The sequence below is a fragment of the Treponema ruminis genome (assembly GCF_014201975.1).
Lineage (GTDB): Bacteria > Spirochaetota > Spirochaetia > Treponematales > Treponemataceae > Treponema_D > Treponema_D ruminis.
Genome location: NZ_JACHFQ010000011.1, coordinates 20,711 through 36,330 on the forward strand (window position 1 = coordinate 20,711; position 15,620 = coordinate 36,330).

Consider the following 15,620-nt stretch of genomic DNA (forward strand, 5'->3'; position numbering starts at 1 on the left):
TCATCCATGTAAGATGTATTATTTTCGTCGGCATAGGCTTCCTGAGAAAAATCGTCTCCCATATCAAGCATGTCTGAAATTTCAAGCCGGGTTATTTTCCCGTCTCCATTTCTTATGACACTGTGAATAACGGCACTTCTTATGCCCTGATGCAACTGTTCAAGCTGGAGAAGGACTGTAGAATAAAGTGGATAATAATCACCTTCGTGTCCTACACCGACTACAACCTCACGCGGTTGTAAAATCTGCTGCCTCATACGCCTCTGACAGAGTTTATAAATATGGTTCGGTTCAGTTGCGTATTCTATGCTTGTTTCGGTGCAGGTGTCGTCAATGTCTTTTTGTCCGCCGTCACGCATGACATACATTGTATCTGTCTGCCAGTTCTGTCTGTTCGTAAAGCTGGCTTTGATTCCGTCCGGCTGACGTTCTAATGATTTCGCTGTAGTGACACTCTTAATGCACTGAGCGTTGAGAAGAGCAACCGGAGTTGTTTCTTTCTTGTCGATTGCGATTGCATATTTGCCGTCTGAGTCAATATACATGTCGGCATTGCAAAGCAGTAACAGTTTCGAAATCAGCGTTTCTTTTTTAATACCCTGAGTAATTATACCGTCGCAGAAAAAGGCATTTTCCTCACAGTATTTGTAAAGGGCCCCAAATGACAAAAGGTCTATCTGAGAATCTGGAATTTTGGAAGGGTTATGTGTTCCGCTTCCCATGATTTCAAGGAGCCAGCTTGCAACGTTCCGCGTGGTTGTCTTTCCTTCACTCCATACATGAAGGACTTTATTCCAGGTCCTTGCGACGCCGTAACACATTGCATTAAATTGATCCAGCATTCCGCTTGTGTTTGCGTTCGCAATAATCCTGATTCCGATTCGGGTAGTATTCTCCATGAACGGAGATTCCAGCGGAGCACATGCGACAAGAGTGCCGTTTGCGCTTTTTTTGTTGTCATAACAGAAAGAATTGTAGTAAAGGAGGTAACAGCTTTCCTGTGAGTTTGAAGACTCCTTTTCCGTCTCACGCTCAAGTTTTATGGAAATATTTTTGCCGTATGCCTGCGCATAGGTGAAAGTTTTTGTTGCGGTAAAACGGAGGGTTTTGTTTGAGTTGAAAGTAAACTCATTGCTTCCACGGTCGAAGATAAATCGGTTCCATGTGGCTCCGCCGTCATTGGACCAGTAAGGATGCACGATAACGGTTTTTCCGATCCAGTTGTTGTTGAAGAATTTGCGGAGGCCGTTGAACTGGATGCAGACCTCAACTTTCATGGTATGATCCGCACACTGTACGATAAGAGGTTCTAATGCCTCTCCGTGTTCATGCTTTATTTCTTCTCCGGAATAAGTTCCCTTTACTTTCTGCCTGAAAATCTGTGACTGAAATTCATGGGTCTGAGCAATTTCAATCAGATTGTTTGCATCATAATAAAGTGATGACGAATCAAAAGTTGTAACGGTTTCCTGTGGAGTAGAATCAGAAAAAGTTTTGATTTTTTCATTTCCGATTGAAAGAGACTGAATAAGTTGTTTTCCATAACCAGCCGAGAGAATAAGGTTGTAATACTGATTGTCTCCGTTTGTTCCGCCGATTGAATAGAAACCTTCATTCAGCTTGTATGGAGTGTTGTAGATATTGCCGAAAAGATACTGAATTGTCTGGCCGAGGGCGTTGGTGTTGTTTGCGCCTTTAACAAAAGGAAACTGTTCAACCTGCTGGGCAAGTTTCTTTGCGTTCTTTTCTGCCTGCTTTGCTTTTTCTTCAGCTTCCTTTGCAAGTTTATAAGAGTAAATGCCTACACCAACGCCGACACCGGCAGCAACAACTGCAACTGCAACAGCAATAATTGCAACGGTCGTTGCAGCTCCAGGAGTAGCACGGATATAAAGAACGTCTTCTTTTTTAACGATATAATCGGGCGTGAGTTTTTCTCCGGCTTTTACAATCACGCATTTGGAAAAATCATAGTCCGGCAGAATATCCCGGAGCTTTCCTTCTGCCTCTTTGCTTGTATGTTCGTCTGATACTGTATTATAGATGTGAAGAAGTCCCATTTATTTTATCCTGTAAAAGTTTTTAACCGGAATTACTCCAATGCGCGAAATCCTTACGCCCTGATTTTTAGTTGCATGAAGGAAAGTTTTTTCATCAATACAAAATCCGATATGAAGTTCTCCATTGAATATCATTTCAATCAGCGCATCTTTTTCAGGAGCATTGATTTTTTCGACATTTAAGGTAGGCGCATTTTCATCGGCAAGCTCTGGAGCATGATTTTTATAGCGCACATCGCGGAGAGTTTTCCCGCGCCGTTTTGCAGCTTCTATCACGGCCCCGTAACAGTCAAAGCCGGACAAATCCCGCCCGCCGTCCCTATAAGGTACTCCTATCATGTCTGAGAAATCTGTTTCCATGTCCTTACAGTCATTTTTGTTGTTAAGCATTGGCGCGGTTATTGTCGGTATCGTAGGTATAAGGGCAGAAAGTCATGTCGAGCTTATCATCACGGCCGAGCTGGAAGTTGAGCTGCATGTCATCGCCATAAGAAACGGAGCCGTAAAAATGAGTATAGTTTTTGATTTTCTGAATTGTGCCGTCCGAAGCGATTGCGCCCGCAACTTCAAGCCGGTACTGATAGTTTGCGTTTTCGACAAAATCAATAAGGTCGTTATCGATTCCCGTGATTTTAAGACTAGCGCCTTTGCCAGTAATATCGGGCGGTATATATTCAAAAGAAGAAGGCTCAAAGGTTTCTCCGTTTAAAATTACGGCTTCATTGTTATTAACGAGCCGTATTGTACCTATGCGGGGATGGGTAAACTTAATAAGATAAGGCAGGCAGAATTTCCCGCCATTAAAAAAAGTGTCAAAAAGCTCTGCGTCTGTCATTAATAAACCTCCTCGATAGTCATGGAAAGGACACGGAACTTCTGGTTTGTATCCTGTGGCTCAGGGATTTCAGCAAACCTATAGTATCTGCTGCCGAGTATCGGACAAGTAAAAACCCCGGAAAGTCCGCCAAGCTCATCATTAAACCATGCCCAGAAGGCTTCAAGCTCGGTTTTTGAGAGCTGGAGACTGCACGAGAATGTCATTATGTTGCGAGTGTTTGCCTGATAGGCAGTGACGCGTCCGGAAAGATATTTCGTTTCTATTGTGTTTTTCTTCGGCCTCTCATTAAAGCCGAAGAAATTTGAGTTTACGCTTTCACTCCAATTTGTTATTGTCATAGGTATCTTACCCCCTGAGATTGTGACTGAGCGATATTCATTGAATCTGTGTATTTCCCCTGCTGCATGGACGAATTGACAATTTTATCAATTGTTACGATAAGGCCTTCCGGAGAAAGCCGGGCATTGCTTCTGACTTCGTTTGAAGTGTTGTTTATGACTTTAACATTCATGCTGACGTCACCTTTTACGGCTCCATTTCCGATGCTTTCCCAGAGAGCTTTCTGCTGGGCTGCATTCAGCACCATTTCGCCGTTCCGTGCGTGAATGTAGGTGTTGTCTTCACCGCTGGAAGCCCCAACGAATCCGCCGACAACACCGCCGGTTGCGAATGATGGAGGTATCGGCTTGCTTTGAATTGCCGTTGCAAGCTGAACCCCGCCCAAAATCCCGATCATTGCCGCCATTGCAGGGCCTGCATAAGGGCCTCCCTCCGCAAGTGCCTTAACGACGGCAAGTGCAGTCTGTGCCTGGATGTTAAGGATATTCGCGCTCCATTCCCACATCTGAGCCTTGTACTTTTTTTCAGCAGATTCATTTTCGATTTTTTCCTTCATTTCGGCATATTCTTCTTCAGAAATTTTCCCGGCTTCAAGCTGCTTGTCGAGTTCGGCTATTTTTACGGCCGATTCGTTCTCAGCGTTTTTTGCAACTAAGTCCGAAATGCCCGACATGATTTCTGCATACTTTCCGGCAAACTCAGAGGCAATCTGAAATTTCTGCTCGTGCAACTTCGCCCATTCCTGCACTTCTGTTTCATTGTTTACGGCGGCAATTTCCTTTTCTTTCTCCAAAACTTCATCCAGAAAGCCCGACAACCGGAGAATTTGCGTAGAGTAATATTCCCATTCAGCAGAGCCCTGTTTTACAGAGCCTTTCATTTCCTCAAGTTTTTGGATTGATGCAGAAATTGACTCGGAAAGTTTAGTCTCGTCGAATACTCCGAGGAATTTCTTTGCCTCTTCGGTGAGCTTTTCCGTTTCTACCTTAAGGGCTTTTATTGCATCCTTGTCTTTTTCCGCCGCTGCCTTTTTCTTTATGGCTTCCGTTATTTCCTCATAGCCTTGTTTAATGTCGTTGAGCCTGGCACGTGCGACGGAATTGTTTTGAGTCACAACAGAGGCATCCTCAGAAATCAATTTCAAATAGGCGCTTTCTTTAACAGAAAGAATTTCCTGTTTTTCCGCAAGTTCATCAATCTTCTTTCCCTCGGACTTCATAAGCTCATATTTCTGCTTTATGGCTTCGATATTCTTCTGGAGCTCGGCGTTGTTTTTGGTGATGATGTCGAGTGCTTTTTTGTCGGCTTCTGAAACTGTTCCTTCCCCTGCGTTTTTTTGAGCTTCCGTAAGTTTTTCCTGAGCCTCAGAAAGCTGCTTTGTTACAGAATCAATGTCCCTTTGCAGTCTGTTGCTCGACCCGTTCCATCCGTTTTGAAAAGCCGAATTAAGTTTCAAGAATTCAGCGTTTGCGTTTTTATATTTTTTTTCAATTTCGCTGACATTCTTTATTTCAGAATTAGCGTATTCATCAGCGGTAAACTTTGCTTCTTTATATTCAGCGGTTGCATCCGCAATCGAATCTGCGTATTTACTGTAAATTCGAGTCGTCTCTTCTATTCCTGAACTATTAAGGAGTTCTGCCTGCCGCTGAGATTCCAGTGCTTCCTTATTGATTCTTAGCTGACTCTCAACATTTCGCAATTCTTCCAGATGTGTCTTATATGCAGATTTTGACTCTTCCCATTCTTTTTTGAGGTCTTTTGTCCATTTGCTCTGGTCAGAATTTGCAGCTTTTTGAACTCTCTGCATTTCTTCCAAATCTTCTGTCAATTGATTTACCACGCCTTCCAAGTCTGCGACACTTGCCTTTTCATCTTTGAGGGTGGCTGTGATGTTGAGTTTCTTCTTGAATTCTTCGGCTTCTTTTCCTGCGCTTTGTAACTTTTCAATGACAGTGCCGAAAAAATTATTGAGTACTTTTCCGGCGGAATTTTGCAGGCTCATAAAAGCGGAGCCGATAACCTCTTTTAAGTCTCCGAATGTGTTCTTGAACTGCTGCCAGCCGCCTGTAGATTCTGCGACACTTTTGGCAATGCCGGAATATTGTTCCTTAAGGATTTTGACGGCATCACCGTTTTTTAGTTCATCAGCCGAAAGAGCTTTTACAGCACCACTCATCTGGCTGAGTCTTCCTGCGCTTCCAGAATATGTAGTGTTGAGTTGCTTTACTGCCGTATCAAGCGAGATTGCCTCTGTCGCCGACATGTTCAAAGCCGTTGTCATAATGTCCTGGATCTCGCTTTGAGTCCTTCCGGCGACGGCAAGCTGAGCCATCATCGGCAGAAGTTCCTCATCACCTACGGTTGAGATTGACTGCAATTCGCCTGCATACGCCTTAAGCTGCTGAACTGAATATTCTGAAAGATAAGGATTGTTTTTTGCGGCGGCCTCAAGCTGTTTTTCTGCCGTGATTTGAACTCTAGATGCTTCCGTAACATCTGAAATGGCCCCGGAAACCTTATTGATTATTCCTGTAGCTACATGAAAAGCACCGCCCAACATTGTGACGGATTTGCTGAGTTTTGTTATTGGATTTTTCTCTACGTCTTTTGCCAGCTTGTTTAAGGAAGATGTTACTTTTGAGATTCCGCTCTCGGCTTCCTTTGTGTCAGCCTTGAATTTCATCGTTACATGCTTATCTTTTGCCATTTATAAATTCCTTTACAATACAGTCATTTTAGGCTTACACTGTAGGCATGATAGGCATTGTTTTATTCTTGCTTTTTATCGTCCTTTTTTCTGTGGCTCAGAAGGGCACAAAAAATCTTCCCGACGAGCAGGAAGATGAGGATTTTGTCGTGCCTCTGGAAATGCTTTAGCCCTTCTTTTCTAAAAGGCGGTCAAATTCATCAGCCGCTTTTTTTTCTTCGGCTGTGACTTTTTCGGGAAGCTCCCAGCGTTTCCTGTTCATAATCTGCGCCTGCTTCCATTCCGTTCTGTCGTTTTCGTCAAAGCATCGGAAAGCCATTATCTCATTCAGTTTCGTGCCGTGAAGCCCCGAAAGAAGGGCCTTGAACTTCCACCAGTGCAGGCGCGTCTTTTCATCAAGCAAGTCGATTTTGTACTGCTCGTAAAATGCAGCATAAATCAATTCCGCGTCCAGCTCATAATCAAGCACATTTTTATTGTCGTTTTCCTCAAGGATGCGGGGAAGCTCTTTTTTATTGATGAAGAAATCAAGCAGGGCATCAAAACCCGCTTTTCTGTCTTCCGGAATCTGCCATTGATTCTGATAAAGAAAATCAAAATCAGCAAAGCAGGATTCCTGCGAAGTAAGCAGGCGGGAAAACATGAGCCAAAATCTGAAATCTGTTTTGATTGGATAAAACACCCCGGCAACCGTTACGGCTTCCGGGGCATTTGCTTTTGCAAGGTCAAGCACTCTTAGTCCGCCCTGTAGTAAGTGTCAGCGGCAAAAGTTGGAGCTTCCGCACCTGTCACGGCGGCATACACATCGCCGTCCTTGGTGTAATAGTCCGTGTAATTTGTTGCCCAATCGTCCGGCTCAGATGCCAGAAGGCTGAAAGTCGGAAGACCGCCCTCGTGTGGCGTGAAAGTCACTTCGCCGTTTTCGATGGTGATGTAACCTTCTGTCGGAGTGCCGTTTGCGTTGATTGTGACATCAATGACGGTGCCGGTTGTGTTGAAGTCGTTGACAACGATTGTCGAATTCCATTTCTGGGCGAAATACTTGACGGTATCGCCGACCTGCACCTTGTCAAAAAGATAGGCCAGGAGCAATTCTTTCTGAGCGTCTGAACCGACATAGCGGTTTTTGTAGAGCTTGTAGAAAAGCTCAAAATCGGGCTGTCCCTTGTAGGTTGTAACGCCATAAGCGACATTCATCTTGTATGAAATAAGCTCGGTTGTCGGCTGTTCGTCCGAGATGTAGTCACGGTCCTCTGTCTGAGGATTCATGTTGACAGTGTTTTCTGTCGCCTTCTTGATCTGAACCCACGCTGGCACGGCTGGCGTGCCGTCGTTGAGGAACGGCCGGATAAGATGCTTTTTGATAAGCGTTGTTGGCTGCTGTTCTGGCATTTTTTACTCCTTAATTAAAGTTCGATTTCGTCTTCGGTTATGACTGTCAGCGAGATTTCCACGGCGGTCATTTGCTTCTCAACCGTTCCTGCATCGGTAAAGAAATTGCGCCGTCCGATTTCTGCCTGTTCGACCGTCCCATTCAAAGACACATCATCAAGCACTGCCCGGCGAAATGCCGCGCCATACCTGCACATCTGGCGGACAAGTACATCCTGGGCATAACCTCGACATAAAAAAGAAACGGTGAAATCGGAGCTTTCTTTGTCTGCTCCTATTTCCGCTTCTTCATCATCCTCGCTATCGGGAACGATTGCACAGACAATCTTGTCAGTGTAGCGGGACAAATCCACCGCCCCGAAAACGATGTTCTTTTCTTCGATTGCGTTCATCGGCGTATTTTCATCTGCATATTCTGGAAGATAGCCGTTCACGGTCGAAAGAATGAATTGCTTTATGTAATTGAAAATTGATTCCATATCCTTACAGTCATTTTTGTGCGGATTATCCAAAATTAAATTCAAGCTGTTTATAGGAACGCGGTTTTGTTTGCTGCCATAAGTCCAGCTGATGTTCTGGAATAAATAATTTTTCCTTGATTTTCTTGCCAGCGCCAGAACTCAAAAGCTGCCTTTTGCTGAATTCAGCAACGCACACAAATCCTTCCGGCATTACATATTCGGAAATGATGACAAGCTCTTTTTGCATTCCGCACCACTTGTAAAATTCTGAGTGGTTAAATCCTCCGGCATATCCAGAGGTGCCCTTATAAGGAATATCGCAATAAATTAAAGAATCTGACTTGATTTTTACTTCCCTGTAGTCGCCCCGTAAAACTTCCAGGCTTTGCAGGCTTTGCAGTCTTTCCAGTCTTTCCAGGCTTTCCAGGCTTTGCAGGCTTTGCAGTCTTTCCAGTCTTTCCAGGCTTTCCAGGCTTTGCAGGCTTTGCAGGCTTTGCAGAAGTTCCTGTAAGCCGTAGATTTCATTATAATTCCGGGGCAGATACAAAAAGCCCTGCAATTTCTCATAAACTTCCCTTGTCGGAAATTCCCACTGAGACCTGCTAAAATAATGACCCGCCATGCCGTTGGTGCCCAAAAACCTGTCAACATCGCAAGGACGTTTGTTTGCTCTTTTCAGCCCTTCGAGAAGATAAGAGCGCAACTCATCGCTGTTGTGCTCTATGCGTTCCGTCAGATTCTTCTGGAGTTCAAGGACATCAAGAGAAGAATGCAGGACAGTCGAGCAGTACCAGATGATATATTTCTTCTTGTATTCGTCCATGTTCCGTTTTATGTCCGCCCCTGTGCCGTCAGTCTTTATTCCGAATTGCTCCATGAGAGATAAGTCGCCGAAAACGCGGGCATAATGCAGGGCTTTCTTCCACGGCTCGACTTCCTTCGAGTAAAGATAATTGTCGCCGCTGTTCCCGAAGCTCCAGCAATAGCGGATATAAGGCTCTGAATCTTTCAGCCTGTAAAAATCTTCACGGCTTATCCATCTTTTCTCGTTCCCGAACTTGCCCGCTATGGCTTCAAGAAAAACAGAGGGATAGTCCGAGATGTCGTTAGCCGTGAATGTCTCAAACTTTCCCGAAAGCATGGCTCCGTGAGTGACTGCGCATCCGCCGCAAAACAAATCATAGAAGTTTTCTTTTTGTGGAAATAAATCAATTATTTTTTTGACGATTTGATTTTTAGAACCTTTATATGGGAGTCCGTAGTTTTTCATATAAAGATACAGTCATTTTTTCAGCTCCAATATTTGGCGAGTTCCCTGTCAATCATCCTGTCAATGCTGGCTTCGTATTCAGAGCCCTCAATGAAGTTGTTGCCCTTTTGCACGAACCCGCGAGGACGGAGCCGTCCGTTTTCCGTGCCGTAGCTTAATGCCATGACTTTGGAAAAAATATTCTCTCCCTTTATTCCTTTCGGGAAGACATTCATTTCCGAGCCGTCTTTCTTGACTTTGTAGCGGTAAGAGCGCAAAAGCTCTCCGCTTCGCCGTTTTGTCGTTGCCCGGATTTCTTTTTTTACGACGTCAACGGTGCCGCGCCCGATTATTCCGAGCGTTTGGCGCGAGATTGACACAAGGCTTTTTGAAGTGCCCGAAAGGGCGGCCTGTGCCCTGCTGATGTCGAGCTCAACGGAAAGAAATTGCCCTGTCTTTGCCATCAGTAATCAACCTTTGCAAGTTTGTATTTGCCTATGTTCGGCTCTAGAAAACGGTCAGGCTTGAAAGACTGGAATGTCCGGCTTGCCGAATCAAGATAGCTCGTGCTCGTGACGGAAACATTGCCGCCTGCACTTTCCCAAAGTAAAGACGCAATCTGCAAGGCTGCCGTAACAATCGGAGCGGGAACAGTGCTGAAACCCGCCGTATAATTGACGGTGTATTTTACGCCGTCAAGGAATTTAGAATCATCGTCGAATGCAATGTAATTTGTGTTTTTTACCACACGGATTTGTGAAAGATCCACTGTTTCCCCATCCTGTGTGACTGAGGTAATCTCCGTGACTGGCTTTGCCTCAAGCGGGAAAAAGTGGGAGTTAATACCACGCGCCGAAGTCTCATAATTCTGTGATTCCGGGCTGTAGCCTAGATAATCCTCAATGATTTTTTCAGCAGAGTCACAATAATTCTGCAAAAGCGATTCATCAGAAGGAAATTTGTCAGAGAATTTTTTCAAGTCTTCGGGTGTGATATATGCCATTATTTACTCTCTTCTGCGTTGCCGTTTTTGATGAGAAGGTCTGCAAGTTTAGCATTAAGCTCGTAAACACTTCCCGCAAGGAATGTGCCTTCCGGGCGGCAAATAAGGTTTTTAATTTTTACCCTTTTTTTGCCTGGAGTTTCAGAAGAAGAAACGGCTTCTCCTGTTCCTTTTAAATTCTGTTTATTTGCCATTACTGATATGCTCCTGTATCAAGGCAGAGTGTCAGTGTATGGCACTCTGCTTTTTTTTTAGTTACTCACCAGTTCCGACTTTGATTCGTGCGAATGCTTCCGCGAGAACCGGCGCACCGTCAGCGTATGCGATGCCCTTGAAGCCGATCTGATTTTTAAGAGCGAAAAGCTCATAAAGGTTTTTGACTTCAAGCCCTTCGACATAAGCCCACCAGTAATAGCTAAAATCACCGAGAACAGCAATATAGCTTCCTGATGTTTTTACAGAAGGAGCGTAAGCCGATTCGATAACCGGGAGACCGAGCAGACGGTCCGGCTCGCCCTCTGTAAGACCCGGCCGCCAGATATACTGGTCGTCTTTGTCTTTGAGCAAGAAACAGTCGGTGAGGATTGTCGTTGACATTACCCAGCGGGCACGGCGACGATAAGCAGGTTTCAAGCTCATCTTTGTCTTGATGAGGTCGTCAGCTGTAAGTGCTGCGCCTGCTGTTGTAACATCACGCGATGTTGGGACGCCGTTTGCCGAAGCCGTGAAAACACCGAGCGGCTGGCCTGAGCCTGTGCCGGCTGTAATTCCGTTTTCAAAAGCGGCAATGAGTTTCTCAGTGATTTTCTCACGGACAATTCTCTCAATCGGGAGGGCTGAGACCTTGACGAGTTTGTCAGAAATCTTGATCAGCTTGACGAGAGTGTTTGGTGAGAGCTCACGCAACGAATATGCGAGGGTTGCATCAGCGGAAATGTCACTTGCAGGGACTTCTGCGGTCCAGGAAGCATCACTTGCATCTGCTGACTCATACGGTGCCCCGAGAGATTTCGCCTCAGTTAGAGGGAACTTGCGGACAAGGCCGTAAAGCGGAGATTCATCCTCTACGCTCTTGATGATTTCGGCGACATATTCCTGTGGGGAAAGTGCGCCACCTCCGGAACCGACCGAAATATCACGCTTCTCGCCTTTAAGGTAAGCGCGGAATTCCTTCATCTTTTCGGAGATTTCACCGCGGGTTTCACCCTCGTCTTTTGGCAGTTCTGTTGAAAAACCGTTGAGCGTTGCCTCACGCTCTTCTGCGGCAATTTCAAGAGAGAGCTTTCGGACTTCTGCCTCTTTGTCGGCAAAAATCTTTGACTCTTCATCAGAAAAAGCGCGGTTTTCTTTCTGTGCAAGCTCGTGCATTGCACGGAGCTCAGCTATAAGTTTTGCACGCTGTTCTTTTTTGTTCATTTTTCAATCCTTCAGTTAGATTCAAATTCAAGCAGCGCAAGCTCACGCTCACGCTCATCCGATTCAAGTTTACGGCGTTTTTCGGTTTCCTCAGCTTTAAGTCGCTCCGCTTCAAGCCCTGCGATAACTCCCTCGCACCAGCTTCGGGCTGAGATTTCCGTGCCGTCGTTTGCAGGTGACGAAACGGCAGAAACATCGTAAACCTTCTCAAAATCCGTGATTGTACGGATATAGATTCTTTTTCCTGTTGCTTCGTCTTTGATTGATTCCATCCGCTCCCCGCGCACGACAAAACCGAAGCTCATTTTTGTCGTGTAGCCGCCTTTGATTTCCTCAAAAAGCGAACGTCCTTCACCAGTGCCGCCAAGGTTGGCTTTGATGAAAAGGCCGTGCCCGTCTGGCCTTACTTCGAGAGTCTTGTTTGAGATTCGGGCATAAACCCGCCCGACATGGTTGTACTGGAAAATGACGTCAGAAAGATCGCACTTGTCAAAAGCCCTTGAATCAATCTGCTCTTTGAAAATGTAATAATCTTCTTCCCAGAGGATATAAGGCTCGTTGAATGTTGCCGCATATCCTTCGACGATTCTTTCCTCACTGTCAGGCGTCCCCATTTCACGACACTCAAGTTTCATTGAGCGATACTGCCGCCCCTGAAGAAGTTTTTTTGAGATTTTTTCAAGTTCTTCATCCATTTTTCTTTTCTCCTAAGAATACAGTCATTTTTATTTTTTCAGCCCAATAAAATATTATGATTTTTTTTCCATATTATTCTTCTTGTTTAGGATTAGAAAAATCATTGTTTTCATTGGGATTTACTTCTTTTGGCTCCTGATTGTCGGGATTGTCTGAATCTGAGCTCGTGCCGTTCCCGTCAATCGGTGCCATGTTGACCTGCATGTAATGCTTTTCTGCGAAAGGCTCATCAACCCTCGGCAAATTCTCCATCGCATAAATCTGATTGAGCGTGTAGATGCCGTTTGTAAGGCCCTTGATGTAATTGTTGAAGCGGGTGTTTGCATCAGCCCGAAGAATTGTGTTCGGATCAAATTCTGCATAGCAGTCATCCTGCATCCATGAAGGGATAAGCTGAGAAAAATACTGATTCAAAAGGACAAGCCAAGGCGTAAGGGTGTGCTGCAGGAAGAAAGTATTGAACTGCTCCATGTTCGTGAACTTCGCGGAGTCTTTGCCCAGCATGAACAGAGGAACCCTGTAGATTTTTGCGATTTCCTTCTCAGAAAAAGCCCTTAACTCCACAAGCTGGCTGTCAGTATTCCCTCCCAGCTGGAGCGGTTGCGCTGTAAGTCCTTTGTTTAAAATAACCGGCTTGTTTGCGTTTTCCTTGCCGCCGTAGCTTTTTAAGAACCGTTCTGCAAGCTCATCACTGTTTTCCTTGGTCCAGTTCGTCACTTCTTTTGGTACGGTGAGAATCATTTTTGAATGTATTCCGCCGTCAAAGTAGGTCGCCGTGTATTCGTCAAGCTCCAGCCCTGTCTTGGCTGAATGGGTGGCATATTCAATCGGCGAAAATCCTTTAAGCCTGTTGTAACGGATGGCCGGAATGTGAAGGATTGTGTCTCGATTGTATTTATATGTGCCGGTGCTTGTGTGGTAAATGTAATAGATTTCCCCTTCCGGCGTTTTCTTGATGTCAACGCTTGAAGGGTCAAGTGTATAAAGTGCGGTTGGATTATAGTTTCTGTCACGCTCAACGAAGATAAAAGCGTTTCCTTTCAAGAGAAGGTGAAGGAGTACTTTCTTTTTGAAAATAAAAGGCGTGTCGTCTGGATTCGGGCGGCGGGTCAAAAGGCGGTAAAGCGGCAGATCAAGGGCACGCTCCCGGCTGCCGTTTACATTCCTGTAGACATTAAAGGACAGTGAGGCGACTGCATCAGAAATGATGTAAACACAGCTTGCAAGCGTTGTGTTTGCGAGCATTTCCCCGACTGTCATGTAAGGCGAGAAATAGAAAATATCTCCGCCGTCATAATGAGACAGCGGGATTGAATCTGTATCATTTTTAACCGTCGTATTTGACGGAGTTTTGCGGATTTCAAAGCCAAATAGTTTCATACTGTTACAGTCATTTTATTTATAAAGCGTGATAATTCTTGCACTTGCAGGTTTTCCAATCTTCACGCAGACGGAATTAGAGATAGAGTTGAAGACAATCTTTCCGTCTTCCACTACAACCCAGTGCCCGTGCTCTTTTCCCTTTTCATCGAAATAAACATACCTCACGGGCGTGGGCCCTTTAATCCTGCTTATATCCTTGATTTCTTTCTTTTCGACATGCCAATTTTTCCCCGTGAAGAAGTGGAGCAAAGCCGAAGCATTAAGGACGGTGCACTCTTCATCGAGCAGGCCCTTATCCATTGCCGTTGAAATGTGCTTGATCATCTCCCCCTCAGATTCCGGGATAATTCCCATGCAATAGAGATAGCACATGGCAAGGCATCCATATTTTCCAATCATCAAAGCCCTGGTCTGCGGATTTTTCATTTTTTCACCTCGCTATTTATAGATTTGTCGGATTCTGACTAATCCCTCAATTATTTCCCTGGTCCAGTTGTTCATCCGTTGTTTAAATTCTTTCGTCTGGAATTCAGGCTTTACATGCAGGCTATATACCAAAGCACATATTTTTTCCTGCTTTATTTCGATATATGCGGAATTCAGATTTAAATGATTAAACGTCACCCAATCCACAACTTCATCGTAAACTCTCTCAAGAATGAATTTCGTGAAATACCCATTGTATTGATTTGTTGCAGGCGTGATTTTCGATTCCAGCGACATGATATAAATATGCGCCCACTCCACTTGCTGCCTTATGATGTTCCTTTCTTTTTCTCCGTTGCCGACTCTCAGATGATTCGAGCTGAAAGAAAAAAAACCGTTTCTTACTTCATGAATGAAAATGACAATGACTACAAAAACAAAGCAAAGCACGAGCCACGAGTTTTTGTCAGTCAAGATTTTTTCGATTGCTTCCCACATACTTTTACAGTCATTTTTATTTGTAGTCTGTGATTCTTATGGTGCACGACGGCTCGTTTTTTTTGTAAAGGTTTTCGACTGTAATTTTTCGGCAGAAATGCCATGTGTCGTCTTCGATGATGTTTGAATCCATGAGCGTATCGAGGATAGAACTTGTGGCATTGTCACCGTCTCTGCGCCTGAAATCTCCATGAGTGAGGGTAATTTCTATATGAAGTTCCTGATTCAACGGTTTTTCTAATTTTTGCGATTTTCTTTGAAAAATAAGCGAAAAAAGGGCCATTTCGTGCCATTTCTGATAGTTTTTTGAAGGAATTGTCTTTTTATTTGGCAGCGTTTGGCGGTTGTTTTTTTTCGCCGGAACCTCGCCCCGCAATGTGAAAATATAATTCATATACTTACAGTCAGCTTTAAAAATGACTGTAAAGTCATGTTGAAAAAAAGATTGCTGCTAAAACTTACCAGCGTAAAAAATCAGCTTACTTATTGGAGCTGCTTTTTAATTTCCTATATCGTCATAAAAAACAAAGTCGATTTCTACGGAATTGCGCTTGCCTTGTGCGGTGTCATTCTCAGCTACTTTGCCGTCTCTGAGGTGCAGAAGCATCTGGAAGCAAAAAAAGGAGATAAAAGTGAATGAAAAAATCAAATCATTTTTTGAAAAGGTCGGCTTGTGTCTGTCTGCTCTTTTTCTTTTCGTGCTCGGCCTGCTTGTCAGAAACTGTTTTCAAAATAAAGGAAAGCGAGTTGAACCGGATTCAGCAGGAAACGGAAAACTTGACGAAAATCGTGAGCGAGCAGAACAGTCAGCTCTTACAATTACAGAAATTATCCAGCGAGTTAAGGAACGAGGCGGAGAGCGAGAGGAAGAAAGCCCAGCTTTATAAGGGCATTGCAATCGGAGCTTGCGCTTCTTCAATAATCCTCGGCGGAGCCTTATTTTTGTCTCATAAATAAAAGTGTCACATAAAAGTGTCACATAAAACGCATATTTTATATAGCATCAGATATAGCGGGATAACGCTAAAATCACAAGCAAAAATAAAAAGTCTCTTGCAATTCTTTATATTTCAATGATATACTAATGCTAAATAGTGTTGTATAATACTATATAAGTGACTAGCTAAAAGATTCGCAATCAAAGGGTGG

General features: G+C 44.3%; 21 protein-coding genes. 3 read left to right on the forward strand and 18 right to left on the reverse strand.

The features are described 5' to 3' along the window. From HNP76_RS14020 to HNP76_RS14040, 5 genes are all read right to left on the reverse strand, one after another. Positions 1–2,060: phage tail protein (locus HNP76_RS14020; RefSeq protein WP_184661643.1), on the reverse strand; the 2,060-nt coding region annotated here is incomplete at its 3' end. Further along, positions 2,061–2,450, reverse strand: a complete 390-nt coding sequence (locus tag HNP76_RS14025) for an NlpC/P60 family protein (RefSeq protein ID WP_184661645.1) — start codon at positions 2,448–2,450, stop codon at positions 2,061–2,063. Beyond that, positions 2,443–2,895, reverse strand: coding sequence for a hypothetical protein (locus tag HNP76_RS14030; RefSeq protein ID WP_184661647.1), 453 nt, complete (start codon positions 2,893–2,895; stop codon positions 2,443–2,445). The genes HNP76_RS14025 and HNP76_RS14030 overlap by 8 nt, the downstream gene beginning before the upstream one ends. After that, positions 2,895–3,236, reverse strand: coding sequence for a hypothetical protein (locus HNP76_RS14035; protein ID WP_184661649.1), 342 nt, complete (start codon positions 3,234–3,236; stop codon positions 2,895–2,897). The genes HNP76_RS14030 and HNP76_RS14035 overlap by 1 nt, the downstream gene beginning before the upstream one ends. Next, positions 3,233–5,947, reverse strand: coding sequence for a hypothetical protein (locus HNP76_RS14040; RefSeq protein ID WP_184661651.1), 2,715 nt, complete (start codon positions 5,945–5,947; stop codon positions 3,233–3,235). The genes HNP76_RS14035 and HNP76_RS14040 overlap by 4 nt, the downstream gene beginning before the upstream one ends. 47 nt (positions 5,948–5,994) lie before the next feature. Here HNP76_RS14040 and HNP76_RS14420 point away from each other — a divergent pair, with 47 nt between their 5' ends. Beyond that, positions 5,995–6,117 (forward strand): hypothetical protein, encoded by a 123-nt coding sequence (locus HNP76_RS14420; protein WP_260309260.1) that lies wholly within the window; start codon positions 5,995–5,997, stop codon positions 6,115–6,117. On the opposite strand, the gene HNP76_RS14045 is transcribed toward HNP76_RS14420, so the two are convergent. The 13 genes from HNP76_RS14045 to HNP76_RS14105 form a co-directional block, all read right to left on the reverse strand. Next, positions 6,114–6,680: a Gp15 family bacteriophage protein gene (locus tag HNP76_RS14045; RefSeq protein WP_184661653.1), complete on the reverse strand. Its 567-nt coding sequence runs from the start codon at positions 6,678–6,680 to the stop codon at positions 6,114–6,116. The genes HNP76_RS14420 and HNP76_RS14045 overlap by 4 nt on opposite strands. A gap of 2 nt (positions 6,681–6,682) precedes the next feature. Next, positions 6,683–7,339, reverse strand: coding sequence for a hypothetical protein (locus tag HNP76_RS14050; RefSeq protein WP_184661655.1), 657 nt, complete (start codon positions 7,337–7,339; stop codon positions 6,683–6,685). A gap of 14 nt (positions 7,340–7,353) precedes the next feature. Then, on the reverse strand, positions 7,354–7,818 hold the full coding sequence (locus HNP76_RS14055) for a hypothetical protein (protein WP_184661657.1): 465 nt from the start codon (positions 7,816–7,818) through the stop codon (positions 7,354–7,356). A 25-nt stretch (positions 7,819–7,843) separates the two neighbouring features. Next, the gene (locus HNP76_RS14060) at positions 7,844–9,070 is read right to left on the reverse strand and encodes a DNA adenine methylase (RefSeq protein ID WP_184661659.1); all 1,227 of its coding nucleotides are present in this window, start codon (positions 9,068–9,070) and stop codon (positions 7,844–7,846) included. Positions 9,071–9,090: 20 nt separating this feature from the next. Beyond that, on the reverse strand, positions 9,091–9,513 hold the full coding sequence (locus tag HNP76_RS14065; RefSeq protein WP_184661661.1) for a hypothetical protein: 423 nt from the start codon (positions 9,511–9,513) through the stop codon (positions 9,091–9,093). Further along, complete coding sequence (locus tag HNP76_RS14070; protein WP_184661663.1) at positions 9,513–10,052, reverse strand: head-tail connector protein; 540 nt, start codon at positions 10,050–10,052, stop codon at positions 9,513–9,515. Before HNP76_RS14070 ends, HNP76_RS14065 begins: the two co-directional genes overlap by 1 nt. After that, positions 10,052–10,246 (reverse strand): hypothetical protein, encoded by a 195-nt coding sequence (locus HNP76_RS14075; RefSeq protein ID WP_184661665.1) that lies wholly within the window; start codon positions 10,244–10,246, stop codon positions 10,052–10,054. Before HNP76_RS14075 ends, HNP76_RS14070 begins: the two co-directional genes overlap by 1 nt. A gap of 61 nt (positions 10,247–10,307) precedes the next feature. After that, a complete protein-coding gene (locus HNP76_RS14080; protein ID WP_184661667.1) occupies positions 10,308–11,468 on the reverse strand; it encodes a phage major capsid protein in 1,161 nt (386 codons plus the stop codon). 11 nt (positions 11,469–11,479) lie between these two features. Then, complete coding sequence (locus tag HNP76_RS14085) at positions 11,480–12,163, reverse strand: HK97 family phage prohead protease (protein ID WP_184661669.1); 684 nt, start codon at positions 12,161–12,163, stop codon at positions 11,480–11,482. A 73-nt stretch (positions 12,164–12,236) separates the two neighbouring features. Then, positions 12,237–13,544 carry a phage portal protein gene (locus HNP76_RS14090; protein WP_184661679.1) on the reverse strand — a complete coding sequence of 436 codons (1,308 nt, stop codon included), beginning with the start codon at positions 13,542–13,544 and terminating at the stop codon, positions 12,237–12,239. 15 nt (positions 13,545–13,559) lie between these two features. Beyond that, a complete protein-coding gene (locus tag HNP76_RS14095) occupies positions 13,560–13,973 on the reverse strand; it encodes a hypothetical protein (protein WP_184661681.1) in 414 nt (137 codons plus the stop codon). Between the two features lie 12 nt (positions 13,974–13,985). Continuing rightward, on the reverse strand, positions 13,986–14,471 hold the full coding sequence (locus HNP76_RS14100) for a hypothetical protein (protein ID WP_184661683.1): 486 nt from the start codon (positions 14,469–14,471) through the stop codon (positions 13,986–13,988). 16 nt (positions 14,472–14,487) lie between these two features. Beyond that, positions 14,488–14,865, reverse strand: a complete 378-nt coding sequence (locus tag HNP76_RS14105; protein WP_184661690.1) for a RusA family crossover junction endodeoxyribonuclease — start codon at positions 14,863–14,865, stop codon at positions 14,488–14,490. A 36-nt stretch (positions 14,866–14,901) separates the two neighbouring features. Here HNP76_RS14105 and HNP76_RS14110 point away from each other — a divergent pair, with 36 nt between their 5' ends. Then, on the forward strand, positions 14,902–15,111 hold the full coding sequence (locus tag HNP76_RS14110) for a hypothetical protein (RefSeq protein ID WP_184661692.1): 210 nt from the start codon (positions 14,902–14,904) through the stop codon (positions 15,109–15,111). Further along, positions 15,104–15,358, forward strand: coding sequence for a hypothetical protein (locus HNP76_RS14115; RefSeq protein WP_184661694.1), 255 nt, complete (start codon positions 15,104–15,106; stop codon positions 15,356–15,358). Before HNP76_RS14110 ends, HNP76_RS14115 begins: the two co-directional genes overlap by 8 nt. Positions 15,359–15,620: the final 262 nt, after the last annotated feature.